Here is a 26,509-nt window from a genome sequence, read left to right as displayed (position 1 = left end):
CCCCCATGCGTAAGTCCACGGCCGCCGTCGCGACGGCCTTCCTCGCCATTGCGTTCCTGCCGTTAGCCAGCGCCGCCGACGCCGCGCAGACCCCGCCGATGGGCTGGAACAGCCGCACGCTCGGCTGCTCGGTCTCGGAGACGTCGGTACGCCAGGCCGCCGACGCGCTCGCACCGCTGGCGCCCCTCGGCTACCGGTACGTCATCCTCGACGACTGCTGGCTGGCCGCCCAGCGTACGGGCGGGGCCCTCGCCCCCGACGCGGCCCGGTTCCCCGGCGGCATGCGCGCTCTGGCCGACTACGTCCACGGCAAGGGGCTCAAGCTGGGCCTCAGCCTTTCGGCCGGCACGAAGGCGTGCTCGGGCGGCGGCCCCGGCTCGTACAACAACGAGGCCGCCGACGCCGAGCAGGTCAAGGGCTGGGGCGCCGACTACGTCAAGTACGACTGGTGCTCGGTGCCCACGGCCGACTTCCCCGGCCAGAACGTCCAGCAGATCGCCCAGACCCTCTACCCCCGCATGCGCCAGGCCCTCGGTGACGGCGTCGTGTTCGCCATGAACAACGAGGACGGCAGCACCGTGCCCTGGCTGTGGGGCAAGGACGCCGCCGCCACCACCTGGCGGACCAACGTCTACAACAAGCCCATCCCCGACGCGTACGCGAGCATGGTCGACATCTGGGAGACCAACCAGCTCAGAGCCGAGTACGCCGGCCGGGGAAGCTGGGCCGACCCCGACCTGATCCAGGCCGGGCGCGGCGGGATGACCGAGACCGAGTACCGCACCCAGTTCACGCTCTGGGCCGTGGGGGCGGCCCCGCTGATCCTCCAGGCCGACCCGGCCAAGGTGCCGCCCGCGATCGTCGCCAACCCCAAGGTGATCGCGGTCGACCAGGATCCGCTGGGCGCGCACGGCACGCTCGTCCGCACCGACGGCTGGTACCACGTGCTGGCCAAGCCGCTGGAGAACGGCGACCGGGCGATCGTGCTGTTCAACGAGAGCGATCGGGCGGCCACGATCTCCACGTCGCTCGGCCGTTCCCGCTACCGCGTCGAGAACCTGTGGACCGGCGCCGTCGCCTCCTCCGAGGGCGAGCTGGCGGCCCAGGTGCCCGCACACGCCGCCCTGCTCTACCGGGTCTCGGAGAGCCGCGAGCAGGCGCCGCCACTGGTGACGTTCGAGGCCGACCCGCCCGCCTTCCTCGGCGAGGACCGGCCGTCGGTGCTGGAGCCGGGCAAGAGCGCCGACCTGGTCACCCGCGTCACGAACACCGGGGCGACGGGACGGCTGCGCGACGTCGAGGTCACGGCCGCCGTCCCCGAAGGGTGGGAGGTTGCGGCGCGTACCCCGGCGAAGAAGGCGCGGCTGGACGCCGGCGAGACGTTCACCGTCACCTGGGCGGTCACCCCGCCCGCGGCGGCCGAGCCGAAGAACTACGAGCTCGCCTTCACCCAGGGCGGGCAGAGCGCCGTGGCCGTCGTGACCGTGGCCCGCCCGCCGGGCCCCGGCCGTACGTACCTGAGCGACGTGGCCTGGACCAGCGCGAAGAACCACTTCGGGCCGGTCGAGAAGGACACCAGCAACGGCGAGAAGGCCGCCGGCGACGGCCGCCCGATCACCATCGAGGGCGTCCGCCACGCCAAGGGCCTCGGCACGCACGCACCCGCCGACATCGAGTTCTACACCGCCGGCCGCTGCTCCACGGTGGAGTTCCAGGCGGGGATCGACGACGAGGTCGGCGCGGCCGGCTCGGCCGACTTCGAGGTCTGGGCGGACGGGGGCCGGGTGGCGCACTCGGGCGTGCTCACCGGCGCCATGCCCGCCCGCACGGTCACCGCCCCCATCGAGGGTGCCCGGTTCGTCCGGCTGGTCGCGACCAACGGCGGCGACAACGCCACCTCCGACCACGCCGACTTCGCCGACGCCACCATCACCTGCTCGTAAGGAGTTGCCCTGAATGATCGTTCCCAAGCCCATCACCTTCGGGCACAGGCCCGGCCGGTTCGTCCTCGACCGGCACACCTCGCTGGCCGCCGACCCGGCACTCGGCGAGGTGGCCGGCTGGTTGCGCGGCGAACTCGGCACCCTCAGCGGCGGGGAACTGCTGCCGGGCGGGCAGGGGCCGGAAACGATCAGTCTGGGGCTGGGCGACCTGGCCCCGGAGGCGTACCGGCTGACCGTGGGGGACGACGGGGTCAGGATCGTCGCGGGTGGGGCGGCGGGGGCGTTCTACGGCGCGCAGTCGTTCCTGCAACTGCTGCCGCCCGCCGCCTTCAGGAAGGCGGCGGCCGGCCCGCTCACCGCGCCCGGCGTGCACGTCGAGGACGCGCCGCGCTTCCGGTGGCGCGGCTGCCTGCTCGACGTGGCCCGCCACTTCATGCCCAAGCACGAGGTGCTGCGCTTCATCGACCTGCTGGCCATGCACAAGCTGAACGTGCTGCACCTGCACCTCACCGACGACCAGGGCTGGCGCGTCGAGATCCGCCGCCACCCCCGGCTCACCGAGGTCGGCGCCTGGCGCCGGGAGAGCCAGACCGGCTGGAACGGCCCCATGGACGGCCGCCCCCACGGCGGCTACTACACCCAGGACGACATCAGGGAGATCGTCGCCTACGCCGCCCGCCGGCACGTCACCGTCGTCCCCGAGATCGACCTGCCCGGCCACACCCAGGCCGCCATCGCCGCCTACCCGGAGCTGGGCAACCTCGACACCCCCTTGGAGGTGGGCACGACCTGGGGAATCGGCGAGAACGTGCTCAACGTCGAGGACGCCACGATCGCCTTCTTCCGCGACGTGCTGGAGGAGGTGCTGGAGCTGTTCCCCAGCCCGTACGTGTGCCTCGGCGGCGACGAGTGCCGCAAGGACCAGTGGCGGGCCAGCCCGGCGGCGCAGCGCCGCATCGCCGAGCTCGGCCTGCGGGACGAGGAGGAGCTGCAGAGCTGGTTCGTCCACCGGTTCGACGCGTTCCTGACCGCGCGCGGGCGCCGCCTGGTGGGCTGGGACGAGATCCTGGAGGGCGGCCTCGCCCCCGGCTCCGTCGTGGCCTCCTGGCGGGGCGACCTGGGCGCGGTGGCGGCGGCGCGGCGCGGCCACGACGTGATCAACTGCTCCAACACCGAGCTCTACCTCGACTATCGGCAGGGGCCAGGGGAGGACGAGCCGGTGCCGTTCGGCACGGTGCTGACGCTGGACGACGTCTACGCCTTCGAGCCGATCCCGGCCGATCTGCGGGGCGACCCGGCGGCCCGGCACATCCTGGGCGCGCAGTGCGGGGTCTGGACCGAGCTGATCGACAACGGCCGGCATGTCGACTACATGGCCTTCCCCCGGCTCGCGGCCTTCGCCGAGACGGTCTGGAGCCCCGCCGAACGGGACCTGGCCGACTTCCGGGCCCGCCTCGCGGTGCACCTGCGGCGGCTGGAGGCGGTGGGCGTGGAGTACCGGCACGAGGAGGGACCGCTTCCCTGGCAGAGGCGGCCCGGCGTGCCGGGGCGTCCTGAGGACCCGGTGGAGTGGCAGGCCCAGCTCGCCGCCTGGACCAGCAACCTGCGGGACCTGGCGTGAACAGCGTGGAACGTACGCTGCGCTGGCCCGGGTGCGCCAACGTGCGGGATCTGGGCGGGCTGCCCGTCGCCGGGGGCGGCCGGATCCGGCCGGGCGTCCTGGTACGGGGCGACCGGCCGCGGCAGGCGAGCGTGGCAGCGATGTACGGGCACGGCGTACGGCTCGTCGTCGACCTGCGTTCACAGGCCGAACGCGCCGCCGACCCAGGGCCGTCCGAGCCGCGGATCGCCTGGCGCCACCTGCCGGTCCTGCGGGAGGAGGACGCCGTGCTGGAGGAGATGGCCGACACGCTGACCGGCATCTACCGGCGCATCCTCGACCACGGCTCCCGCAGCCTGGCCGCCGTCGTCTCCGCGATCGCCCACGCGCCGCCGGGCGCCACCCTGGTGCACTGCCACTCCGGCAAGGACAGGACCGGCCTGGCGATCGCGCTGACGCTCACCCTGGCCGGGGTGGCGTCGGCGGACGTCGCCGCGGACTACGCCGAGACCGCCGCCCGCATGAGCCTCGACGCCCACCTGGCCGCCCTGCCCGGCGAGGCGGAGCGGGCCAGGTCCCGCCGCCTGTTCACCGAGGTCCGCGCCGACACGATGCTCGCCACCCTCGCCCACCTGGACGACCGGTACGGCGGAGCCGACGCGTACCTGAGGGAGGGCGGCCTGCCCCCCGCGGACCTGGCCCTGCTCCGAACCCGCCTGACAACCGGCCCCTGACGCCACGGCCGCCCGCCCACTGACCCTCTGGTTCGCGGATCAGCACCGGCGCGGTTCACTCACGACAGCAGGTCGAGCTCCGTGCCGGCGCCATGCCGCTCCGCCCGCTGGTAGGCGAGCCAGGCGAGGGCGAGATCCTGCCATGGAAGTCCCACGGGCGCGTACACCGACCGCTGCCCAGGGTCGATGCGGCCGGCACTCCGGCCGTTCAGGATTTCCCCGAGCGTGGCCGCGGCGGCCGAAGCGGGAAGGCCGGCCGCCGCCAGGGCGCCGGCGGTGGCGGCCAGCTCCCGGTCGTCCACCACGAGGAGGGCGGAGCGCAGCAGGTCGCCGGCCAGTTCCTGCTTGCCCGGCTCGTCGGCGCCCAGGGAGGTGAAGTGCTGTCCGGGCCGGGTGTCGCTGAGGTGCAGCAATGGCGTCCGTGACCACGTCGCCAGCAGGACGACGTCGGCGGCCGCGGCGATCTCCGGCGCTGAGCGGAGCACCCGGCCGCCGTGGCGGGAAGCGAAGGCGGCAGCGCGGTCCGCGGCGGTGTCGTGCACGAGGAGATCACCTTCACGTCCCAGGCCGCGCAGTCCGCGCACCATCAGCTCGGCCTGCGCACCCGCGCCGATCACGCCGATGACCGCGGCGGGATCGGGCGCCATCAGGACATGAGTGCCCAAGGCGGCGGCCAGGCCGGTGCGCCAAGCGGTCACCGTGGCCGAGTCCAGGAGCGCGAGCAATTCGCCGTCCCTGCCGCTGTGCAGGCAGATCACGCCGCGCAGCGCCGGCCGGGCGGCCGGGAACTTGGCGTTCACCTTCACCGTGTACGCCTCCACGCCGGGCAGCACGCCGGGGATCAATGCCGTGGCCGTACCGGGGAAGGGCAGATCCGTACGCACCCGCTGCCCTGCCACCGTCGAGGAGTCTTCGACCCTGAACCCCGTCCGCAACGCCTCCAGGCAGGCAGCGGGTTGCAGCACGGCTTCCAGATCGCTCCGGGTGAGAATGCGAGTCATCGGGTCACCATCTCAGCTGTCAGAGTCGCCAGGGGATACGGCGAGATCAGGTGGGTGCCGGCGGCCTGGTCACCGGCGCGACGCACGTGCACGAAGGTCTTCAGTCTGCTGGGTCGGGGGGCCAAGGGCCCAGCTCCGGCAACTCGGGGGCGGTTGTGTGCAGGCGGCCGTCAGGGCGGCGGCCGGCCATCCAGGCGGCAAGGTCGCGCACTGCTCCAGAGACCTCGACGGTCGCTCCCGCCCCGAGGACTTGGTCGACGTCGTGGTCAGTTGCCCGCAGGACCAGCCGAGTACCGGCTGGGACCCTGGCAGCCAGGAAATCCAGCGCGTGCAGCGCGAACTGCAGCGACCAGCCGCATGGCCTGTAGCCGGCCGCGAGGTCGACGGCATGGATCTCCGCTTCTCTCCACCGTGCCAGCGCGGTGTCCAGCACCGTGGCGTTGCGGAAGCGTACTGGCCGGTGCCAATCTTCTGCCGTCAGCAGGTTCCACACTTCTTCCAGGGATCGCTGGGCATGCTCGAGCTCCTCCCGGAGCTGTGCCAACGGGTGGGATGCGCCCTGGTCGATGGACAGATCACGCATCCTCTGGCCGCCGTCGTACATGTCGACGCGCCGGCCATGCAGCGCGAAGCGCGCTTGGCGTTCGAAGGCGCGCGCGTTGTCCGCGAGGTGTTTCAGAACATGGCCTCGGGTCCACCCGGGCAGGGCCGAATCCATGCTCGCCCGTCTGTCATCCAGGCCGTCGAGCAATTTCAGCAGCCGTCCATGCGAGTGGGAGATCCGCTGAACCAACTCGTGCGGGACTATCTGTATGTCGACCATTACCACCTGTCCGTGGATCCGCTTCCGAACGGCGCCGCTTCGATGACTGCTCGTCCTCAAGCCCGGAATATTGTCAGCGGCGTTCCCGGGTCAGCGAACGCTGGATTCGAGCAGTTTCTCGATTGTCGCGAGCCCGTCCGAGATGTGCCGGCGGGTGAGTTCTTCGGCACGTGCGGCGTCCCGAGCGGCTATCGCCCGGGCCAGATCCCGATGCTCCGCGGAGAAGTCCTGAACGACGGCGGGAAGCCCTTCCCATTCCAGGTGAATGAACATGGTGTCGGCCCACAGGAAGAAATCGGTCCGCAACCGCTCGATCGTCTCGACGAGCACTGCATTTCCGGAGGCCTGGGCTATCGCCAGGTGGAATCGGGAGTCCAGCAGCCGGTAATGGCGCATGCTCGCCGCTTGCTCCTCGACCAGGGCGTTGATTTCGGCATGGCTCTCCCGGCTGCCGCGGGCGGCGCAGAGGGCTGCCGCCAGCGGTTCGACGGCCAGCCGGACTTCCATGTTGTCGGCGACCATCGCGACCAGTCTCTTGCCTGCCGAATCCGCTGGTCCCTTGCGGGGAGGAGCGTCCTGGGCCACCATCGTGCCCCCGGAACGCCCGCGGCTGGTGATCAGCAGGCCTTCGTCGTTCAACGTCCGGACAGCCGCACGCAGCGTCATTCGGGCGACGCCGAGCGACCGAGCCAGCTCGCGCTCGGGTGGGAGCCGCTGGCCGGGCTGGATCGCCCCGACCGCGACGGCACGCCGCAGGACGTCCGCGACGGCCTCGCTCGCGGTCGGATTCGCTACGGGAGTGAAGGCCGGCTCCATCAGGGACACTCCCGCATTGTATGGGGCCGATGTCGTCGAGCGCACACCAGGCGAACGCGCCCGCCAGGGCAAGGATACAGAAATGCAGTTCGACTGCCGGGCCAGGAATTCGGCGTTTCACATGCATTCCAGTCGTTCTTGAGTCGCCGGGCCGGACAGCGTAGATGATTTACTTCGCAGAACATGTTGGAGGTGCGCCAGGAACCGGTCAACATCCTGTGCGGTGTTGTAAGGAATGACCCTGGCTCGTTGCAGATCTTCGTCTACGTCGAGGCCGAGATGCTCGATAATACTTCGCGCCCAGGAATTGCCGTTCGCACACGCCCGCCTTTCCGGTGTGCGGGCCGGCGCTGCCGGTTTGACGCCGTCGGCGATCAGGCCGGAGTTTCGCGCCCGCCGCGCCGGATGCGGCTCGGCAAGCAGGGCCTCGACAAACCTGAGTTCTTCACCGTGCGTCTCCTCGGGGGAGGCGGACCCCGGGCGTGCCGCCGCGCTCCTGGCATGCTCTGGGCGGCTCGCGGGTCCGCATCGCACCTAAAGGACTAATAATTGGCCCAAATTATCGCCGCGTCTCACCGTCGTCAGTGCTTGCCGGAGGCTTCGCCCGGCGGCGCGACAAGGCCTGAGGATCGCTGGATCCGCTGCTCAGAAGCGTGATCAGGATCCCCTGTTGACCTTGTCCGAGAGGAGTCCTACTGTATGGGCCAGTAAATAGACCTTTTAGGGGCCGACGGCTCTTGAGCGTGTCGGATCAGCGGGCGGCAACCCGTCCCGACCGCGGCAGCAGGCGCGCGGCGTCCTCGAGAGAGGAGTTCTCGCGCATGGGGGAGAGGCCCGCGACCACGCGCAGATCCGGAAGCGCGCCACCCCCAGCGCCGCCGTATGGGACTCACCTCTGAAGCTGGAGCGGACGGATCGGGCGACGCCGGAACCCCTCGTGCGCGCCCCTCGACAGAAGGACTCGTATCGTCGCCATGGACATCATCGCCTCTCTTCCCACGTTCATCGTCGCCGTCGTGCTGATCTCGGCGTCACCCGGACCGGCGATGGCCTTGATCATGCGTCGTGCGGCGTTGCGGGGGTTGGCCGGGGCCGTGCCGACCGTTCTGGGGCTGGAGGCCGGGCTGTACGTGTGGGCGTTGTGCGCCGGCGCCGGCCTGGCCGCCCTGGTGGCCGCCTCGGAGGTCGCCTACGTCGTGCTTCGTGCGGTCGGCGCGGCCTTCCTGCTGTATCTCGGGGTCAAGGCCTGGCGGGCCGCCTGGCGAAGCCGTAAGGAAGGGCCGGCGGGGGAAGCCGGCCCGGAGGCGCCGGCCGCCTCGGCGCGGACCTGGTGGAAGGCCTTCGGGGAAGGGGCGCTGGTGATGCTGGCCAACCCCAAGGCCGCCGCGTTCATGATCGCGTTCTATCCGCAGTTCGTGCCCGCCGACCAGCCGCTGCTCGCCACGACCGCGCTGCTGGCCTTGCTCCAGGTGGCGGTCGAAATCGTCTTCTACCTCGGGTTGGCCGCGGTGGTCGGGCGGGCCGGGGCGTGGTTTCGCCGGCCCGCCATCCGCCGCCGGCTGGACGCCGTCAGCGGGACCGTCCTGATCGCCCTCGGCCTGCGGATGGCCGTCGAGAGCCGCTGAAGAGGCAGGCCAACAGCCCCCGCATCGAGAAGGACCGCAGCACCCCGTCCCGTCCACCTTCGGCCTCGGCGGCCGAGCCCCTCGCTACTCGGATCCATCTTGCGGAAGCGCGCGGCTGGTGAGCGCCTCGGTGATGGCGTAGGCGGTGTCGACGAAGGACTCCGCCTGCTGCTCCGTCAGGTTCCGCACGGAGGTCTCCTCCAGGGTCTGCCACAGGGCTGCGATGGGTTCGCGCATGGAACGGCCCTTGTCGGTGAGGTGGACCACCATGACGCGCCGGTCGTGCGCGGCCGGCTCGCGGACGAGCAGGCCGGCGTCCTGCATCCGCCGCAGGGACTTGGAGACGGTGGAGTGGTCCAGGCCGACGCTTTCGAGCAGCTCGGACTGGGTCTGGCCGTCCCGGTCAAAGAGCTGCATCAGGAGCAGTTCCTGCCCGGGATGCAGGTCCATCGCGCGAAGCAGGGCGGCGGCGTGGGCGCGGTGGGCGCGGGCGAGCTGGAAGATCGCATAGCTCATCGGCCCTTTGCCGGCCGTCGTGGGGACGTGGGGCATGGTTCGGTGCCTCAATCCGTGTAGGTGGGGTAGTCGGTGTAGCCGGCCGCTCCGCCGCCGTAGAAGGTCGCCGGGTCGGGGACGTTCAGCTCCGCGCCGGCGCGGAGCCGCTCGACCAGGTCCGGGTTGGCGAGCGCGAGGGCGCCGACGGAGACGAGGTCGGCCGTACCATTGTCGATGTCCTTGGCGCGGGTGGGCAGGTCGGTGCCGCCCCGGTTGAGGATCAGCGTGGCCGGCCACTGCGCGCGCAGGGTTTCCAGCAGGGCCTCCTCGCCCGTGTGCATCACGTGGAGGTAGGCCAGGCCCAGCGGGCGCAGCGCGTCCAGGAGCGCCGGATACAGCTCGGCGGTGTCGGACTCGGCGATGTCGTTGTAGGGGTTGCCGGGAGAGATGCGCAGACCGGTGCGCTCCGCGCCGATCTCGCCGGCCACGGCGGCGGCGACCTCGACGGCGAAGCGGATGCGGTTGTCAAGGGAGCCACCGTAGCGGTCGGTGCGCTGGTTGGTGTTGTCGGACAGGAACTGGTGCACCAGGTAGCCGTTGGCGCCGTGGATCTCCACGCCGTCGGCGCCTGCCGCGACAGCGGCCGCCGCGGCGTGCCGGAAGTCGTCGACCGTCGCCGCGACCTCCTGCGTCGACAGCGCACGGGGCGTGGGCATCTCCTGGGGTCCGGACGCGGTGAACATCGTGCCCTTGGGGCGGATCGCCGACGGGGCGACCGGCCGGCGCCCGTGGGGCGTGTTGTCGGGGTGGGAGATGCGTCCGACATGCATCAGCTGGATGACGATCCGGCCGCCGGCCGCGTGCACGGCGTCGATGACCTTGCGCCACCCGGCGATCTGCCCGTCATGGTAGATGCCGGGAGTGAGGAGATAGCCCTGGCCGTCGGCGGAGGGCTGGGTCCCCTCGGTGATGATCAGCGCGTGCGACGCTCGCTGGGCGTAGTACTCGGCGTTCAGCTCGGTCGGGACGCCTTCCGGCGTGGAGCGGTCGCGGGTCATGGGGGCCATGACCAGGCGGTGCGGCAGGGATGTGCCGCCGACGGTGGTCGGCGTCCACAGGGAGTCCAGCATGTGTGGTCCTTCGGTGCGTCGAGGCCCGGGTGGGCATCGGGACGGCGGGTGGGGTGGATGAAGTGGCGAGCGTGTTCAGCCGACGGTGAGGACGAGCTTGCCCCGGACATGCCCGGCGTCGCTGACCTGCTGGGCCGTGGCGGCCTGGTCGAGCGGATAGGCGGTGACGGTGGTGACGACCTTGCCGGTCGCGGCGTCCTGGGCCAGGGCGGCCAGGCGGCCGGACGAGGCCTCCTGAGGACCGCTGGCGAAGGTGATGCCGAGCTGCTGCGCGCGGAAGTCGGCGATGCTGACGATGCGGTCGGTGCCGCCCCGCAGGGTGATGGAGTCCTCGAGGGCGCCCTTCCCGGCCAGGTCGAACACCGCGTCCACGCCGTCAGGGGCGAGCGCCCGGACCCGCTCGACCAGGCCCTCGCCGTACACGGTCGCGGTGGCGCCGAGCGAGGCGAGATATTCCTGGTTCCCGGGGCCGGCGGTGCCGATGACACGTGCTCCGCGAGCCGTGGCGAGCTGAACCGCCAGGGTTCCGACCGCTCCCGCCGCGCCGTGCATCAGCACGGTCTCCCCGGCGGCGACGCCGAGCAGCTTCAGGACCCGCTCGGCGGTCTCACCCGCCACCGGCAGCGCGGCGGCGTGCTGCCAGCCGAGGGCGGCGGGCTTGGGGGCCACGATGGTGGCCAGCGCGTACTCCGCGTACGAGCCGGTGTCGGACCAGCCCAGCACCTCGTCGCCGACCTGCACGTCCTCCACGCCCTCACCCAGGGCGTCCACCACGCCGGCGAGCTCGCCACCGGGAACGGCGGGGAAGGTCGTCGGGTACACGGCCTCCAGCATCCCGGAGCGGATCTTGCCGTCCAGCGCGTTCAGACCTGCAGCCTTCACGCGGACACGGACCTGCCCGGGTCCGGGCTGCGGGACGTCGATGTCCGCCTCGTGCAGCACTTCCGGGCCGCCGAAACGGTCGAAAACGATGGCTTTCATGACAACTCCTCACGTTGCGCCACGGATTATGTGGCTAGACACGTATTCACTGTACATCAAATATGTGGCTAGCCAAGTATTTGCTGTCGTCCGGACCGCGTGAGATCGACGGCGGCCTCGTCCTGCAGGGGTGCGCGCTGCGGGCCGGCACCACGAGAGCCGGCAGCCTTCGCCGGGAGCGGCATGCCTCGGGTAGCGGTGCGGCTGCCGCGGATCCCAGGGGACCGAACCCGAGCGCAAGGGCGTCCGCCGTGCTGCCATGAAACTTTCATGGCGGCACGGCGGCGCGGTTGCACAGCATGATGACGACGCCTTCGCCCGGTGCCGTCCCCCGTGACCTCGGCCGATCCGCCGCCTGTCGCTGGGCTGCCGTGCCGCGGCGGGTTCCGTTTGCATGCTCGGCCTTTCCCCGCCCGGTGGTGCGTGCTTAGATTCGCTCGTCCCGGGAAAGCGCTTACCAAGCCTTTGGAGACCAAGGATGCGTCTGAAAGCCGTCACTGCCTGCGCCGGCCTGTTCGCCGGCGTACTCGTCGGACTGTCACCATCGGCCGCACACGCCGCGCCCACGCGGTACGAGGCCGAAACCTCTCCGGCGGTCTGCACCGGCACGATCGACTCCAACCACGCCGGGTTCTCCGGCAGCGGCTTCTGCAACGGCACCAACACCACAGGCGCCCACGCCCAGTTCACGGTGAACGCCTCCGCGGCGGGTACGGCGACGCTGGCAGTGCGGTTCGCCAGCGGCACCAGCAGCAGCCGTCCCGCCGACCTGACCGTCAACGGTACGACCGTGCAGTCGGTGTCGTTCGAAGGCACAGGCGCGTGGAGCACCTGGGTCACCAAGACCATGACCGTCTCGGTGAACTCGGGCAGCAACACCATCCGGTTCAACCCCACCAGCAGCGCCGGCCTGCCGAACATCGACTACATCGACGTGGAAGCGGGCGGCACGACGCAGCCGCCGGGCGACACGCTGTACGTGGCGCCGAACGGCACGGACAGCGCGGCCGGGACAGAGTCGAACCCGACGACGCTCACCTCCGCGATCACCCGCATCGCGGCCGGCGGAACGATCTACATGCGCGGCGGGCGGTACGACTTCTCGCAGACGGTCACCATCGCGGCGGGCAACGACGGCACCTCAGGCGCCCGCAAGAAGCTGTCCGCCTACCCGGGTGAGACGCCGGTGCTGAACTTCTCGGCCCAGAGCGAGGATCCGGCGAACCGCGGGCTTGCCGTGGGCGGGTCGTTCTGGCACATCTACGGCATCGTCGTCGAGCGCGCCGGTGACAACGGGATCCTCCTCGCCGGTAACAACAACATCATCGAACGCACCGTGACGCGTTTCAACCGCGACTCGGGCCTGCAGCTCTCGCGGCTGGTAGCCGGGGCGCCGCGGGAGCAGTGGCCGTCCAACAACCTCATCCTGAGCGCGGTGTCGCACGACAACGCCGACTCCGACGGCGAGGATGCCGACGGCTTCGCACCGAAGCTCACCGTGGGACCCGGAAACGTCTTCCGCTACACCGTCTCGCACAACAACATCGACGACGGCTACGACCTGTTCACCAAGACCGACACCGGCCCCATCGGTGCGGTGACCATCGAGGACTCCCTCGCCTACGACAACGGCACCCTCAGCAACGGCGGCCAGGCCGGCAACGGCGACCGCAACGGCTACAAGCTCGGCGGCGAGGACATCGGGGTCAACCACGTCATCCAGCGCAGCATCGCCTATGGCAACGGCAAGCACGGGTTCACCTACAACCGCAACCTCGGCACGATGACGGTGTCGAACAACGTCAGCATCGGCAACGAGGAACGCAACTTCAATTTCGACGGCGGCTCCTCGGTGTTCCGCAACAACACCTCCTGCGACAGCGGGTCGAACGACAGGATCATCGGCAACGCCGACAGCTCCAACCAGTTCTGGTCCGGCTCGAACGGCTCCCGCTGCTCCTCCTACAGCGGCGCCCTGGCCTGGTCCTTCGCCGCGGACGGCCGGCTGGTCGTGACCTTCGGCGGCACACCGGTCAGGCCGTAAGAGCCTCCGCCGCCCGGCCGGCGCAGCGCGCCAAGCCGGAGGAGCGGTTCCCCGCCCAGTCGCCGACCTGGGCCAGGAGCCTTGCACCAGCGCGACGGCCGCCACCATCACCGTGGCGGCCGTCGCCCAGCCGGCCATCGTCGCCGGCTCAGGTGGGCGAACCTCGCCCGCACCGCTCGTGCTACGGGAGGCGTGTCTCTTCCGTTGCCGCGATCGGCCTCGCCGTCTCCCCGCGGGCCTCGCTCGGGGTGAGGCCGAACCTGGCGCGGAAGAGGCGGGCGAAGTGCGCCTGGCTGGAGAAGCCCCACCGGTGCGCGACGTCGGCGATCGTGGTCTGCCGCGCCCCGGCCCCGGTGAGCTCCTGATGCGCCCGGACCAGGCGCCGCTCCATGACGTACCGCGCCGGCGACCTGCCGGTCGACTCGAAGATCCGCGCCAGATGCCGTACGGAGATGCCCATGACCCCGGCCACCTGAGAGGCTCCGAGACAGGGGTCGTGCAGGTGGCGCTCGATGTAGTCCTCGGCGACGATGAGCTGCGACCGGTAGGCGTCGGGCCCCGTCCGCCCGCCCGTACGCTCCTCGGCGAGCTGCCCGAGCAGGTCGAGCACGGCACGTTCGGCCGCGCCGGAGTCGTGCCTGTCGCGCAAGGCGGCCAGCCCGCCGAGCAGGGAGCTCAGCGCGGCCACGAGCGCGCCCTCCCGCGCCGTGCCTCGCCCGAACAGCATCGGCCCGGGCAACCCGCCTCCCACGCACGCCTGCGCGAACAGGTCACGTGGCACGTCCACCAGGATCTGCCGCATGGAGGAGGAGAACCCGAACAGGTACGGCCTGCGCGTGTCGTAGACGACCAGCTCGCCCGCCGTGGCCGCGAGGCAGCCGTTCTCGTGCAGGAACACCGCATCCCCTTTGACCAGCAGGGTCGCGAACACCGAGTCCTTGGGCGTCGACCTGACCGTCTGCGGGCTGCGCTCGATGGCGTGGGCGTTGCCGGCGATCTCGGCCAGGCGCAGCCCGCCCAGCTCGATGTTGGTCTGCCTGGCCAGCAGGCCGTCCTCGGAATAGGAGGTGCAGGACAGGCCCACCAGCGCCCTGCGGTTGTAGTCCTCCCAGTAATGGATGCGCTCGGCGGGCTCGACGTGCTCGGTGGTGGCTCGGGAGATCACGGAGAGGGCGGACATGCGACCTCCTGGTGTACGTGCATGTCAGGGGAGACTCAGCTTAGGTGACGGGTCACACCGCCAGGTAGCCTCCGTCCACGGGGACGACCGCGCCGGTGACGTACGAGGCCGCCGGCGAGCACAGGAACGCCACCACCGAGGCCACCTCGCGAGGCTGCCCGAGGCGCCCGGCCGGGATGCGGGCCAGGACCCGGGCCGTGGCCTCGGGGTCGTCGAGCACGCCCCGGGCCAGCGGGGTGATCACGAAGCCGGGCGCCACGGCGTTGACCCTGATGCCGTCGGCGGCGTACTCGGCCGCCAGCGACTTGGTGAGCTGGGAGACGCCGCCCTTGCTCGCGCTGTAGGCGGGCCGGTCCCGGCTGCCGGAGAAGGCGAACATGGACGAGACGTTCACGATGGCGCCGCCGTTCTCGGCCAGGGACGGGCGGGCGGCCTGGCAGGCGACCATGACGGCGGTGAGGTTGATCTCGATGACCCGCTGCCAGCGGGCGAGGCCGTACTCCTCGCGGTCGTGGCTGACGCCCGCGCAGTTCACCAGGACGTCCAGCGGCTCGCCCGCAGACAGCAGGCCGGTCAGCCCGGCGCGATCCAGCACGTCGTGGTCCACCACGCGGACGCGCGGGTGGCGGGGCAGGCCGGCGGGGTCGGCGGGCGGCAGGCCGAGCGCGGTCACGTCGGCGCCCGACTGGGCGAGGAGCACGGCCGTGGCCGCACCGATCCCCGAGGTGCCCCCGGTCACGAACGCCCGCCGCCCCGCGAGCCCCCCGCTCACCGGCCCTGCTCCCCAGGTCGTACCAGCACTTTGACCTGCTCCTGTCCGCGCGACAGCGCCTCGAATCCGTCACGTACGACGTGCTCCAGCGAGATGGTGGAGGTGACGATCCCGGCCAGGTCCACGCCCTCCTCGGCCACCATGCGGATCAGCTCCGGATAGACGTCGCGGTACCCCACGCTGGTCATGATCGTCTGCTCGTTGTTCACCAGGGCGAAGGCGTCCACACTGACCGTGCCCGTCAGGCCGAGGAACATCACCCGCCCGCCCCGCCTGGTGGCGGCCAGGCAGGCGCGCAGGGTGTCGCCCGAGCCGACCGCCTCGAACGCGACGTCCACCCCCTCGCCGCCGGCCAGACCGGCGAGGTCCGCGCCGGTCTCGGTGGCTCCCAGGCGCAGGGCCATCTCGCGGCGAGCCGCAGACCGGTCGGCGGCGACGACGCGCCCGGCGCCGTACCGGGCGGCGAGCTGGGTCACGAGCAGCCCGATCGGGCCCAGGCCGAGGACGGCGACGCTCTCGCCGGGGCGGATCCCGGCCCGCCGCACCGCGTGCAGGGCGACGGCGGCCGGCTCGAACACCGCCGCCTGCTCCAGGGAGACCGCCTCGGGCAGCCGGTGCAGCATGTACGCGGGCACGGTGGCGTGCTCGGCCAGCCCGCCGTGTCCCATGAGCCCCGCGAACCCGAAGTGCCGGCAGATGTTGTACTGCCCTGCCACACAGCGTGGGCAGCGACCGCACCGGTAATGCGGCTCCACCGCCACCCGGTCGCCTGGGAGGAAGCCGGTGACACCGCTGCCGATCTCGGTGACGGTGCCGCAGAACTCGTGCCCCAGGATGAGCGGAGCGGCCACGCCGGATTCCGGATGTGCCTCGCCCACGGGGACGGCGTGCGGCCCGTCGGCGTATTCATGAAGGTCGCTGCCGCAGATCCCGCAGTAGGCCACCTCGATCGTCACCTCGCCGGGGCCGGGTGGCGTCACCGGGACGTCCTCGACGCGGACGTCACCCGCCCCGTACCAGAGCGCCGCCCTCATGCGGCCGCCCGGCGGCGCAGCACGGCGGGAGCCGTCTCCTTCAGCGCGAAGCACAGCGCCACCACCACCAGCGCGCCACCCGCGGCGATGAACATCGCGGCCTGCAGCCCCCACTGGTCGGCCGCCCAGCCCGCGACCATCGGCCCGAGGAAGCCGCCGGCCAGCTCGCCCACACCCATGATCACGCCGAGCGCCGTGGCCAGCGCGCCGCGCGGTACCGTCTCGGCCGGGATCGTGGCCATGAACAGCGTGAAGCAGCCGAGCCCGGTGTAGGTGACCACCATGATCGCGCCGAGCAGCACAGGGCTCTCCACGTAGACCACGGCGAGCGGGCAGCACACCGCCAGTGCCGTGAACCCGATCAGCGCCGCCTTGCGTCCGATCCGGTCGGAGATGGCCGGAGTCACGAAGCCCCACAACACCCACGCCACCCCCAAACAGGTCATGACGCCGCTCATCGTGCCGGGGCTGAAGCCCTTGACCTCGGTGAGGTAGGTCGGGGTGAAGGTGATGATGGTGACGAACCAGGTGAGGTAGCAGCAGGCGATGAGCATGCAGACGACGATGTTGCGCAGCTTGAGCACCTCACCCAGCGGCACCTTGACCGCCGCCTGGGGCGCCTCGGTCTGCGTCCGCGGAGACCGCTCGCGTACGAACCTCCAGATGAGCGCGGCCATGATCAAACCAGGGATGATCGTGACGTAGAAGGCGACGCGCCAGTCGTAGGTCTCGGCGATCCACACCACGACCAGCGGCGCCAGGATGCCGCCGAGCAGCCCCGCCGACGAGCCCTGCAGCAGGCCCATGTTGAGGCCCCGGCGGCTCTCCCTGGACGCCTCCACCATCAGCGACTGCGCCATCGGCAGCACCGCGCCCTCGGCCGTGCCCATCAGCGCCCGCGCCACGAGCAGCCCGGCGAATCCGCCCATGAGCCCGGACGAGGCGGAGAACAGCGAGAACAGCACCACGGCCACGATCAGAATCGGCTTGCGCCGGCCGAGCGCGTCGGACAGGCGGCCGGCGAACATGCCGGCCAGCGCCCAGGTGAGCGCGAGCACGCCGGACAGGGTACCGAGTTCGGCGTTCGACAGGCCGAAGTCCTTGTCCATGTACGGCGCCAGGAACGACAGCGCCTGGCGGTCGAAGAAGACGAAACCGAAGGACAGGAAGAGGATGACGAGCAGGCGGATCTCGTACCGGTCGGCCGCGCGGGCGTCCGGCGCCGCAGTCGTGTCAGTCATGACGTTCTCACTTCAAGGGGGGTGCGCCGGGGTTCAGCGGAACAGGGAGTTGACGTAGTCGGCGCCGATCCCGGCCTGCTCGTAGTGCTCGCGGCACATCTTGATGTAGTCGTGCACGTCGAAGAAGCCGTCGGGCTCGCCGTGCTCGTCCAGCCAGATGAGCGGGCCCTTGACGATGAAGAACGTCTTCATCGGCTCGTCGCTGTCGTAGGCGACCAGCGTGTGCCCCTCGCCCGGGGCCTCGTAGACGAAGTCGCCCGCGGTCGCGGTCCAGGGCCGCTCCAGGTAGCCCCACTTGCCGGAGATCGTGTACGCGAACACCTCGTGCGGGTGGTAGTGCCGGTTGACCAGCCCCGCCTCCTTGGCCCGCAGGATGTCGGCCCAGCTGTTGTCCTTGACGTTGATCCACAGCGGGCGGGAGCCGACGGTCTCGGTGAACGGCACGTAGTAGCGGTCGTCGTCCGTGGCCACCTTGGACAGGTAGACCTCGGGCAGGGCGTCGGGGCGGAAGGAGTTCTCGATCCGCTTGAGGTCCTTCCAGAACTCTCCGGTGGGCATGTCGGGCATGTGAACGGCCCCTTTCGTCGCTTGTTTCCCGGAAGTGAATCCTGGAGGGGCCGGTGCCGTCTTTCCCCTGGAAGACCCGGCCGCTTGCAGATTCCGGACATCCGCCGGCGGCGACCGTCGCCGTGGCCCGTGACGAGCCGCCCGTCCGCTCCGAACCTGACGCCCTCGACCGTGATCGGCCGGATGGACATGGTCGAGTCGGCGTGATGATTTTTCGGCTGATGTCGGCCTCCCCCGTGCAGGGGAGCCCCCTGGCTCCTGTGCGGGATGACCGGCAGGAACAGGGGCGGGAGACTCGCCGTCATGCGTATTCGTCCCGGAGTCGGAGGGCTGGGGGTGCTGCGCCGCGTCGCTGGGTTCGCCGCGGCGGCGGCGATGTCCCCGTACCTGGTGGTCAAAGTGATCTGGATCGCCCGGGAGGTGTCGCAGGGCACGGCCGGATGGGTGCTGCTCAACGCGGTGACCGTGCTGATGGCCACAGCGGGCATCGGGCTGGGGCTGGCGCTGGCGCGGCCGTGGGGCATGCGGTTGCCCGGCTGGCTGGTGCTTCCGGTCGTGTGGATCGCCGGCGGCTTTCTGGTGTCCATGCTGCCGTACGTGATCGCCGGCAGCCTGCTGGTGCCGAGCGTCCCCGAGCCGGTGGACGAGCCGGCCATGCCGGCCTGGGAAACGGCGCTCATCGGCGTGGCGTTCGCCGGGATGACAGCGGCGCTCGTCGTGGGTCTGCCGCTCTACCTGCGGGAGCGATGGCCCTGGGCCTTCACCGGCTTGGTGGGCCGAAGCGCGGTGAACCCCCGTACTTTGTGGATCTTGCTCCCGGTGGCGGGGCTCGCCGCGCTGTGGACCTGTTGGGCCGCGGGCGGGACCGCCGGGCTCGACCCGGCGGCCCTGCCGACGTGGGATGTCAACGCCAGGCTCCTCGCCGGCAACAGCGCGCTGGGTGCGGTGTGCGCCGGCTGGAGCCTGTGGGCGCTGAGCAGATGGAGCAGCCCGCGGACGGTGCTCTGGTTGCCCATGACCCTGGGGTTCATCACTTCGGGCTCGTTGTTCTCCTGGGCGGCGTGGAAGTCGGTGTGGCTGCTGGTGCCCGGAATCTATCGACCGGCGGAGCATCGCGCGGTGGCGCTGATCGAGCATGCCGCAGCCTTGGGAACGGGCCTGGCCCTCCTGGTGGTGCTGGTGCGGGTGTACCGACGCCGCCGAACCTTGGGTGCGAGGCTGTGCCTATCACCAGAGAGGACGCCGGTCGTGGCGGGCGGCCAGGAAGGGCGCGCACCATGAGGGCATGACCGCCCGACTTCGATGGACCTGCCCATGACCGGACGATCCCTGGCCGCCGCCCTCCCTGTCCGGACCGGTGCGGCGCTCCGCTCGCCCTGGGTCCACGTCGGTCAGGCCGCCGCGGCGCTCGCCGCGGGCATGGGGGTCGGCCGGTTCGTCTACACCCCGATCCTGCCCCTGATGCACGCCCAGGCCGGCTTGTCCGCGACGACCGGGGCGAACCTGGCGACGGCCAACTACGCCGGCTATCTTCTCGGGGCGCTCGCGGGCAGCGTGTCGCCCGCGCTGATCCGCAGGCCCGCCCCGCTGCGGGCCGCCCTGGTCGTGCTGACCATGAGCCTGGCCGCGATGCCGTTCGCCGGTGGTGCGGCGGTGTGGATCACGCTGCGGCTGATCGCCGGGGTGAGCAGTGCGCTGATCTTCGTCACCGCGGCCAGTTCCCTGCTCAGCCACCTGCGCGAGCATCCCACGCACCTGCCGGGCTGGGCGTTCGGAGGGATCGGGGGCGGCATCGCGCTGTCCGGCCTGCTCGTGCTCGTGCTGCGCTCGGCCGCCGGCTGGCGGGCGGCCTGGTGGGCTTCTGCCCTGCTGGCCGCGCTGCTCACCGCCGCCGCATGGAACCTGCGCCCGGAGACCCCGCCGGCCACGCCCGCCAGGACCGGCGGGGTGAAGGCCGGTGGAGCGGCGCTGCGGGGGCGGTTCGCCGTGCTGTTCACCTCGTACACGCTCGAAGGCGTCGGCTACATCGTCGCGGCCACGTTCCTGGCGGCGGCGATCGAGGAGACGAGCCCCGGCTGGGTGGGGAGCTGCGCCTGGGTGCTGGTCGGGGTGGCGGCCGTGCCGTCCGCGGCCTTGTGGGCCCGGCTCGGGCGCCGGTGGTCGGTGCCGGGGCTGCTGCTCACCGCCCTCGTCATCCAGGCGGGCGGCATCGTGCTGCCGGCCCTGGTGCCGGGGGTGACGGCCGCGCTCGTCGCGGCGGTGCTGTTCGGCGCGACGTTCATCGGGGTCAGCACGCTCTGCCTGGACGCGGGCGCCCGCCTGCGCTTTCCCCGGTCCGTCGCGCTGCTGACCGCCGGGTACTCCGTGGGCCAGATCCTCGGTCCGCTGGTCGTGGCCCCGCTGCTGCGCCACGGTTACCACCAGGCGCTGATCCTGGCCGGCGCCATCGTTCTGGCGGCGGCCGTGGCCGCTGCTGTGCTGCGCGTTCGCTTCCCCCGCCACTCCGCGTAGCGGCGCGGCGGGGGTCAGGGCGCGGCTCGAACACTAGATGTGCGGGAAGGCCTGTCCTGTTGACAGCCGTTCGATGAGGGCTCGTACGCCCTCCTTCCCGCCGTTCGTCCCTGCCCACCGGCTCACCCGGCAGGCGGCTCTGGCGTACAGCTGAGGATCCGCTGATGCCGCGCGCAGCCAGTCGGCGAGCGTGGCCGGGAGGGGCCGGTGGGTGTCGAGCAGGCAGCGGTCGCCGGTCGGGGCGAGGTATCGGGGGTCGTCGCTGACCAGGACGGCGAGGCCCTCGTCGAACCACTGCGGGACTCGGCCGTCACCGAGGCGGGCGTGGAGTTCCACGTGGGTCAGCTCGTGCGAGGCGATCACCGGATCGACGCCGCGCGGGGACAGCATCACTGCCCGGTTCAGCACGGCGATGCCGCGTTCGCGACCGCCGCCGATCCTGCGGTAGCAGTCGTCGGTCAGGCACACCAGGACGTCCGGAGAGCTGGTCCGCCCTGCGAAGAAGTCACGCACTCGCTCGTCGGCCTGCTCGATGACCTGGATCACCCGCCGGCGTTGGGCCTGCGGCAGATCCGGTTCCACGTACAGGCCGGGCCGCAGCCGCTCCAGACCGTAGCACCCGGGGCAGGTGGTGGCCACCACGGAGGGGAACGCGATGGCCGTCCCCGCCGCGGCGGTGGTGAGGAGGACCACGGCGGCGGCGGCCACGATCCACAGGCGTTTCCTGTGACGGCGTGGTGGCCTACGGGGGTTCGTGGCCCGCCTGCGTCGGATCAAGGGCACGTGGTTCCCCGGGAGGGCAGCCGGCGCTCGGTGACGTACCTGCTGACGTGGTCGATGACACAGGGGTTGGCCATCGCGCCGAAGAGGTTGTGGCCAGGGCCGTCGTGTTCGATCGTGCGGCTGCCGGGGATCTGCTGGACCACCCGGCGGGTGGAGTCGAAGTCCTGCCAGGTGCCTGCGCCCAGGAGCGGCGGCAGCGTACGGGGCATCGGCGCGGGCGGGTTGGTCACCGGGGTCGGCCAGCCGGCGCAGGTGACCGGCAGGTGCCAGGCGAGGGCGAAGGAGGCGCCGGTGTTCGGGGCGATGGCGCGCAGCCGCTTGACCGTGCGCGCGAGGTCCCGCTGGTTGGCGGGGCGCGGGAGGTCCAGGCACTCCTTGTACCCGCCGCCGGGGACGCCGGGGTAGGGCTGCCGGCTCGACAGCGCGAAACCGGAAGCGTCGCCGGCCTCGGCCGCCCTGATGGCCGCCACGAAGTCGCCCCAGCTCGCGGGGCCGGGCCGGAGCTTGAGGAACGCGATCGCCTGCAACTGTGTGCCGTCGAAACGGGCGCCGGCCTTCGGGGCGGGGATCGGCTCCCGGTCGGCCTTGGCGATCAGCGCCCGCCAGCGTTTCTCCGTCCCGGCGGGCGCCCAGGCGAAGAACCGGTCCATGAACCGCTCGGTCTCGCGCGCCACGGCGTCGAGTTCCCGTTCCCAGTTGCGGAGGCTGTGGTTGCGGGTGCCGTCGATGTACATCGTGCGCACACGGCCGGGGAACAGCCGGGCGTAGGACTGCGCGATCGTCGCCCCGTATGACAGGCCGAGGAAGTTCATCTGGTCCTCGCCGAGTGCCTTGCGGATGGCGTCGGCGTCGCGGGCGTCGGCGGACGAGTCCATGTGGTCGAACAGCTCCGGATCGGTGTCGCGGCACTTGTCGCCCCTGGCCTTGTTCGCCGCGGCGAGCCGGTCGAACCCGGCCTGGTCGGCGGGGAACGCCGGGGTGCGCACAAAGCCCCAGTCGCACTGCAGCACCGCGCCGCCGAGCCCGGGATAGCCGCGCGGGTCCCAGGTCACGACATCCATCGACGTACGCATCTTGTCGAAGATCCGGGTGCGTGAGCCCAGGGACGCGATCTGGTACCCCTGAGGGCCGCCGAAGTTGACCAGCACGGATCCCTTCTTGGTACCGGTGGCGGGCAGGCGGGCCACCTTCAGGGTGATCTTGCGGTCGCTCCTGGGCGACAGGGCGACGGGCAGGTCCGCGCACTGGAGCTCGGGCGCACCCGCGATGGGGCAGGCGCTCCACTGGAGGGGCGGCTGCGGCGTCGGGGCGCTGACCGGTGTCGCGAGCACGGTCAGCGCCATGAAGGTCTTGAGCATGCGCAGAACACTAGGAGCCGCGGACGGCCGGGGTCTGCCGCCGAAAGTCATCGATGACTGTTCACCAAAGTTGACTATGAGTACCACGGAACGCAACGAGTAAGGTGAGGCGTATGTCCAGGTATGCGCTTATCGCGGCGGTCGTGGCCGCGGACACGGCGCTGCTGTGGTTGGACGGGACGGGGGGATGGGCGCTGTCCGCGTACGCCGTGGTCGCGGCGTTGACCATGGCGGCGATGAACCGCCTGCCGTTCGTGGCCTTCCTCATGGCGCTGGCGCTCACGGTGCTCACCGGCGGGTCGCTGGCCTTGCTGGTCTGCACCGGCTTTCAGGCCGGGCACCGCATCTCCGCACGCAGGGATGTCGTCGTGACGGCGGGTGCCCTGAGCGCGTACGTGTGCGTTCTTCTGCTGGCCGTGCAGCGCTCGCCCGGCGCTCAGGAGGTCTGGATCACCTTGGCCCGCGTCGTCATGCTGACGGCGCTGCCGTTGCTCGCCGGCCGGTACGTGGCCCAGGAGCGCGAGCACCTGCGCAGGGAGAGGGCCCTCATCGCTGAACAGGAGCGGCTACGCGAACGGCTGCGCATCGCCCATGACATGCACGACTCGCTCGGCCACCTGCTCAGCCTGGTGTCCGTGCAGGCCGCAGCGCTGCAGGTGGGCTCCTTGCCGCTCGACCAGCAGCGGGCGGTGGGCGCGCTGGCGGACACCGCCCGTGCCGCCGCGGCGGAGTTGCACGAGGTGGTCAACGCGCTACGCAGCCATGACGCTCCCGGCCTGGACAACATCGACGATCTCGTCGCGGGGTCCCGGGCGGCGGGAGCCACGGTGGCGATCGAGACGTCCGGCGAGGCCGTCCCGCTCACCGACCCGAAGGCGTCCCACGCCGCCTACCGGGTCGTGCAGGAAGGGCTGACCAACGCGGTCAAGCACGCGCCCGGCACGCCGATCACCGTGTCGCTCGACTGGCAGCCCGACGCTCTCCTGGTCTCGGTGGCGAACCCGGCGCCCCGCCGTCCCTCCTCCTCCGTCGGCGGCGGCAGCGGCCTGCACGGGCTCACCGAACGCGTCGCCGCGGCTGGGGGTCTGCTCCAGGTCCACCCGGGGCCGCGCGAGTTCCGGCTCGTCGCGATGCTCCCGCTGGTGCCGGCCCTCGCGGAGGCCGCCACATGATCAAGACCTTGATCGCTGATGACGAGCCCCTCATCGCCACCGGCATCCGCACCGTCCTGGAGTCGGCCGGGGACATCGAGGTGGTGGCCGTCGCGCGCGACGGACGCGAGGCGGTGCAGGCCACCCGCCGGCACCACGTCGACGTGGCGCTCCTGGACATCTCGATGCCGGTGATGGACGGCCTGGACGCGGCGGCCGAGCTGACAGGACCGCGGGTGGTGCTGCTCACCGCCTTCGGCGACGAGGACAACGTACGGCGAGCGGTGCGGCGAGGCGTGTCCGGGTTCGTCCTGAAGACGTGCACCCCCGAGGAGCTGATTCGCGCCGTCCGTGCCGCTCACGCCGGGCAGGCGTACCTCTCGCCGGCCGTGGCGCGTCAGGTGCTCGACATGGCAGCGCCGGGCGGCGACGAGCGCGGACGCGACGCCGCCCGCCGGCTGGCCACCCTCACCGCACGCGAAACCGACATCCTCGCCCTGGTGGCGCAAGGGCTGTCCAACGCACAGGTCGCCCGGCGCGTCCACATGACCGAGGCCAGCGTCAAGACCTACGTCAGCCGCATCCTCGCCAAGCTGAACTGCACCAACCGCGTACAGGCGGCCCTGCTGCTGCGCGATGCGCTGTCTCCGAACTGACTGACGCTCACGGCCCCCGCTTCCGGCGCATTCGTGAGACGCCGGACAGGTTCCGCACGATCGCCGACGCTGAAGGAGCCGCGATACCCGCGCAGGCGCGTCCGGCACCGAACCGCCTGACCCGGCACCAGCGATCGACCTCGTCCGGCGAACAGCGGTGAGGCCGGTGCAGCGCCTGGTCGTCAGGCGCGCAGCCCTCGCATCATCGTGTCGAAGGCGTCGTCCCAGTGGCGGCGTGACTCGGCGGCGTCGCCGAGGGCGCCGCGCAGGTCGAGGCTGCACAGCCCGTGCGCGAGGGCGTTGATCCCGACGGCGAGGTCATGGGGCGCGGCAGGGGTGAAGACGCCTTCCTGGACGCAGCGGGCGACGGCGGCGACGAGCGTGTCGAAGGTCGGCTGGATCCGTGCGGCGGCTTCGGCGTCGGGCTGGAACTCGGGGATGGGCCGGCCGAACATGAGCTCGTACAGGTGCGGGTTGGCCAGGGCGCTGGCCCGGTAGGCGTGGCCGAGGGCGAGGAGGTCGGCGAGGGGGTCGCTGGTGCGCGGGACGGCGGCGAAGGCCTCGGCGAGTCGCTCGAACCCGGCCAGGAACATCTCGCGGACGAGGCCGGCCTTGTCGCCGAAGAGCTGGTAGACGGCCATGGTGGACACGCCCGCCTGCTGGGCGACACGGCGGGTGGTCAGCGCCGCGGGCCCCTCGGTGGCCAGGAGGTGGCCGCCTGCGTCGACGAGCTCGCCGCGAAGCTCGTCGTAGTCGCGGTTTCTCGGTCTTGCCATGGACAGGCATGTTACCATAACATCGTTATATAACGTTGGTATGAAACGAACTCGCGGGAGTGAATGCCATGTCCGACCTGCACGTAGTCCTTGGAGCCACCGGCGGCATCGGCGCGGCCGTCGTTGCCGAGCTGACCGCGCGCGGCCATCGCGTCCGGGCCGTCAGCCGGAGCGGAGCCACCGGCCCGCACACCTTGCGGGCCGACGTCACCACCACCGACGGCGCCATCGCCGCCTGCCGGGACGCCGCCGTGGTCTACCAGTGCGCGCAGCCGCCGTACGTGCGCTGGGCCGCGGAGTTCGCGGACTTCACCCGCACGGTCCTGGCCGGGGTCGAGGCCGCCAAGGCGAAGCTGGTCATGGCCGACAACCTGTACGTCTACGGACCCACCGACGGCCCCATGACCGAAGACCTGCCGCACGCCGCCACCAACCCCAAAGGCCGCGCCCGCGCCGAAGTGGACCGGCTGATCCTCGACGCCCACCGGTCCGGGCGGATCCGCGCGAGCCTGGGACGGGTCTCCGACTACTACGGCCCCGGCGGTGTCAACACCACCATCGGACCGACCGTGTTCGCCGCCGCCCTGGCCGGCAAGACCGCCCGCTGGGTCGGCGACCTCGACCAGCCGCACACCGTCGCCTACCTGCCCGACATCGCCGCCGCACTGGTCACCCTCGGCGAGCGCGCCGAGGCCGACGGCCGCGCCTGGCACCTGCCCGCCGCCGAACCGGTCACCGGCCGCGAATTCCTCGGCCTGGTCCGAGCAGCCGCGGGAGGCCGGCCGCCGATCGCCGGACTCGGCCGGGGAGCGCAGCGCCTCATCGGACTGTTCAACCCGACCGTGCGCGCTCTCGGCGAAACCTGGTACCAGCGCGACCGCCCGTTCATCGCCGACGACTCGGCCTTCCGCCGAGCTTTCGGGCCGGTCAAGGTCACCCCGCACGCCGACGGCATCGCCGCGACCCTCGACTGGTACCGCCACCACCCAGCCTGAACGCGTCCTTCAGCCCGGGCATGGTTCGCCGCCGACCGCGGCGGTGTGGCGGCCGGCGAGCGGGGGAGTGACGGCCCGGCCGGGGGATCGACGAGCCCAGGTGAAGGCGTGACCGCCCCCGTGGGCCCGCGCGCGATCTGGTGCCCGTACAGGCGCGGAGTGGCGTGGCCATTGACGCGACGCCGGCCGGCCGCTCGGTCACATGCCGGCGATCAGCTTGTCCACCCGCTCGTCCACGCTGCGGAACGGGTCCTTGCACAGCACCGTGCGCTGCGCCTGGTCGTTCAGCTTCA

At 71.5% G+C, this 26,509-nt stretch carries 24 protein-coding genes; 10 read left to right on the top strand and 14 right to left on the bottom strand.

Annotated elements, in window-relative coordinates:
* The first annotated feature begins 5 nt into the window (after positions 1 to 5).
* From AB0I79_RS53140 to AB0I79_RS53130, 3 genes are read left to right on the top strand one after another with little or no spacing between them, the layout of a single operon-like run.
* Positions 6 to 1,943 carry an NPCBM/NEW2 domain-containing protein gene (locus AB0I79_RS53140; RefSeq protein WP_357891519.1) on the top strand — a complete coding sequence of 646 codons (1,938 nt, stop codon included), beginning with the start codon at positions 6 to 8 and terminating at the stop codon, positions 1,941 to 1,943.
* 13 nt (positions 1,944 to 1,956) lie between these two features.
* Positions 1,957 to 3,564: a beta-N-acetylhexosaminidase gene (locus AB0I79_RS53135; RefSeq protein ID WP_357891517.1), complete on the top strand. Its 1,608-nt coding sequence runs from the start codon at positions 1,957 to 1,959 to the stop codon at positions 3,562 to 3,564.
* Complete coding sequence (locus AB0I79_RS53130; protein WP_357891514.1) at positions 3,561 to 4,277, top strand: tyrosine-protein phosphatase; 717 nt, start codon at positions 3,561 to 3,563, stop codon at positions 4,275 to 4,277. The genes AB0I79_RS53135 and AB0I79_RS53130 overlap by 4 nt, the downstream gene beginning before the upstream one ends.
* A gap of 59 nt (positions 4,278 to 4,336) precedes the next feature.
* Here the strand turns inward: AB0I79_RS53130 and AB0I79_RS53125 are convergent, their stop codons facing one another.
* The 3 genes from AB0I79_RS53125 to AB0I79_RS53115 form a co-directional block, all read right to left on the bottom strand.
* A complete protein-coding gene (locus AB0I79_RS53125; protein WP_357891511.1) occupies positions 4,337 to 5,278 on the bottom strand; it encodes an NAD(P)-binding domain-containing protein in 942 nt (313 codons plus the stop codon).
* Positions 5,279 to 5,378: 100 nt separating this feature from the next.
* Entirely contained in the window at positions 5,379 to 6,101 is a 723-nt protein-coding gene (locus AB0I79_RS53120; protein WP_357891509.1) for a maleylpyruvate isomerase family mycothiol-dependent enzyme, read from the bottom strand.
* Positions 6,102 to 6,191: 90 nt separating this feature from the next.
* Positions 6,192 to 6,917, bottom strand: coding sequence for an FCD domain-containing protein (locus tag AB0I79_RS53115; protein ID WP_357891691.1), 726 nt, complete (start codon positions 6,915 to 6,917; stop codon positions 6,192 to 6,194).
* A gap of 974 nt (positions 6,918 to 7,891) precedes the next feature.
* Here AB0I79_RS53115 and AB0I79_RS53110 point away from each other — a divergent pair.
* Positions 7,892 to 8,542 (top strand): LysE family translocator, encoded by a 651-nt coding sequence (locus AB0I79_RS53110; RefSeq protein WP_357891506.1) that lies wholly within the window; start codon positions 7,892 to 7,894, stop codon positions 8,540 to 8,542.
* Positions 8,543 to 8,626: 84 nt separating this feature from the next.
* Here AB0I79_RS53110 and AB0I79_RS53105 read toward each other — a convergent pair whose 3' ends face one another.
* From AB0I79_RS53105 to AB0I79_RS53095, 3 genes are all read right to left on the bottom strand, one after another.
* A complete protein-coding gene (locus tag AB0I79_RS53105) occupies positions 8,627 to 9,058 on the bottom strand; it encodes a MarR family winged helix-turn-helix transcriptional regulator (protein ID WP_357891503.1) in 432 nt (143 codons plus the stop codon).
* A gap of 47 nt (positions 9,059 to 9,105) precedes the next feature.
* Complete coding sequence (locus AB0I79_RS53100) at positions 9,106 to 10,167, bottom strand: alkene reductase (RefSeq protein ID WP_357891500.1); 1,062 nt, start codon at positions 10,165 to 10,167, stop codon at positions 9,106 to 9,108.
* 75 nt (positions 10,168 to 10,242) lie between these two features.
* Complete coding sequence (locus AB0I79_RS53095) at positions 10,243 to 11,148, bottom strand: NADP-dependent oxidoreductase (protein WP_357891497.1); 906 nt, start codon at positions 11,146 to 11,148, stop codon at positions 10,243 to 10,245.
* Positions 11,149 to 11,626: 478 nt separating this feature from the next.
* On the opposite strand from AB0I79_RS53095, the gene AB0I79_RS53090 reads away from it, so the two are divergent.
* Positions 11,627 to 13,192 (top strand): CBM35 domain-containing protein, encoded by a 1,566-nt coding sequence (locus tag AB0I79_RS53090; protein ID WP_357891494.1) that lies wholly within the window; start codon positions 11,627 to 11,629, stop codon positions 13,190 to 13,192.
* 181 nt (positions 13,193 to 13,373) lie between these two features.
* On the opposite strand, the gene AB0I79_RS53085 is transcribed toward AB0I79_RS53090, so the two are convergent.
* The 5 genes from AB0I79_RS53085 to AB0I79_RS53065 are packed head-to-tail and all read right to left on the bottom strand — an operon-like array spanning position 13,374 to position 17,986.
* The gene (locus AB0I79_RS53085; protein WP_357891491.1) at positions 13,374 to 14,372 is read right to left on the bottom strand and encodes a helix-turn-helix domain-containing protein; all 999 of its coding nucleotides are present in this window, start codon (positions 14,370 to 14,372) and stop codon (positions 13,374 to 13,376) included.
* Positions 14,373 to 14,424: 52 nt separating this feature from the next.
* Positions 14,425 to 15,144 (bottom strand): SDR family NAD(P)-dependent oxidoreductase, encoded by a 720-nt coding sequence (locus AB0I79_RS53080; RefSeq protein WP_357891488.1) that lies wholly within the window; start codon positions 15,142 to 15,144, stop codon positions 14,425 to 14,427.
* On the bottom strand, positions 15,141 to 16,178 hold the full coding sequence (locus tag AB0I79_RS53075; protein WP_357891485.1) for a 2,3-butanediol dehydrogenase: 1,038 nt from the start codon (positions 16,176 to 16,178) through the stop codon (positions 15,141 to 15,143). Before AB0I79_RS53075 ends, AB0I79_RS53080 begins: the two co-directional genes overlap by 4 nt.
* Positions 16,175 to 17,419 (bottom strand): MFS transporter, encoded by a 1,245-nt coding sequence (locus AB0I79_RS53070; protein ID WP_357891482.1) that lies wholly within the window; start codon positions 17,417 to 17,419, stop codon positions 16,175 to 16,177. Before AB0I79_RS53070 ends, AB0I79_RS53075 begins: the two co-directional genes overlap by 4 nt.
* Before the next feature lie 33 nt (positions 17,420 to 17,452).
* Complete coding sequence (locus AB0I79_RS53065; RefSeq protein WP_357891479.1) at positions 17,453 to 17,986, bottom strand: 2,4'-dihydroxyacetophenone dioxygenase family protein; 534 nt, start codon at positions 17,984 to 17,986, stop codon at positions 17,453 to 17,455.
* A gap of 303 nt (positions 17,987 to 18,289) precedes the next feature.
* On the opposite strand from AB0I79_RS53065, the gene AB0I79_RS53060 reads away from it, so the two are divergent.
* Both AB0I79_RS53060 and AB0I79_RS53055 read left to right on the top strand, forming a co-directional pair.
* On the top strand, positions 18,290 to 19,267 hold the full coding sequence (locus tag AB0I79_RS53060; protein WP_357891477.1) for a hypothetical protein: 978 nt from the start codon (positions 18,290 to 18,292) through the stop codon (positions 19,265 to 19,267).
* A 33-nt stretch (positions 19,268 to 19,300) separates the two neighbouring features.
* Positions 19,301 to 20,497: a YbfB/YjiJ family MFS transporter gene (locus tag AB0I79_RS53055; protein WP_357891474.1), complete on the top strand. Its 1,197-nt coding sequence runs from the start codon at positions 19,301 to 19,303 to the stop codon at positions 20,495 to 20,497.
* Between the two features lie 33 nt (positions 20,498 to 20,530).
* Here the strand turns inward: AB0I79_RS53055 and AB0I79_RS53050 are convergent, their stop codons facing one another.
* A complete protein-coding gene (locus tag AB0I79_RS53050) occupies positions 20,531 to 21,205 on the bottom strand; it encodes a hypothetical protein (protein ID WP_357891471.1) in 675 nt (224 codons plus the stop codon).
* Positions 21,206 to 21,270: 65 nt separating this feature from the next.
* A complete protein-coding gene (locus AB0I79_RS53045) occupies positions 21,271 to 22,638 on the bottom strand; it encodes an alpha/beta hydrolase (RefSeq protein ID WP_357891468.1) in 1,368 nt (455 codons plus the stop codon).
* 113 nt (positions 22,639 to 22,751) lie between these two features.
* Here AB0I79_RS53045 and AB0I79_RS53040 point away from each other — a divergent pair, with 113 nt between their 5' ends.
* Positions 22,752 to 23,810 carry a histidine kinase gene (locus AB0I79_RS53040; protein ID WP_357891465.1) on the top strand — a complete coding sequence of 353 codons (1,059 nt, stop codon included), beginning with the start codon at positions 22,752 to 22,754 and terminating at the stop codon, positions 23,808 to 23,810.
* Positions 23,807 to 24,445 carry a response regulator transcription factor gene (locus AB0I79_RS53035; protein WP_357891462.1) on the top strand — a complete coding sequence of 213 codons (639 nt, stop codon included), beginning with the start codon at positions 23,807 to 23,809 and terminating at the stop codon, positions 24,443 to 24,445. The genes AB0I79_RS53040 and AB0I79_RS53035 overlap by 4 nt, the downstream gene beginning before the upstream one ends.
* A 182-nt stretch (positions 24,446 to 24,627) precedes the next feature.
* Here the strand turns inward: AB0I79_RS53035 and AB0I79_RS53030 are convergent, their stop codons facing one another.
* Positions 24,628 to 25,221, bottom strand: a complete 594-nt coding sequence (locus AB0I79_RS53030; RefSeq protein WP_357891459.1) for a TetR/AcrR family transcriptional regulator — start codon at positions 25,219 to 25,221, stop codon at positions 24,628 to 24,630.
* A 68-nt stretch (positions 25,222 to 25,289) separates the two neighbouring features.
* Between AB0I79_RS53030 and AB0I79_RS53025 the strand changes: the two genes are divergently transcribed.
* Complete coding sequence (locus tag AB0I79_RS53025; RefSeq protein ID WP_357891456.1) at positions 25,290 to 26,216, top strand: NAD-dependent epimerase/dehydratase family protein; 927 nt, start codon at positions 25,290 to 25,292, stop codon at positions 26,214 to 26,216.
* Positions 26,217 to 26,509: the final 293 nt, after the last annotated feature.

The sequence above is a fragment of the Nonomuraea sp. NPDC050202 genome (assembly GCF_040656115.1).
Taxonomy (GTDB): Bacteria; Actinomycetota; Actinomycetes; order Streptosporangiales; family Streptosporangiaceae; genus Nonomuraea.
The sequence above is the reverse complement of the archived record's forward strand: the minus strand, read 5'-3'. Positions and strand labels throughout refer to the sequence as shown.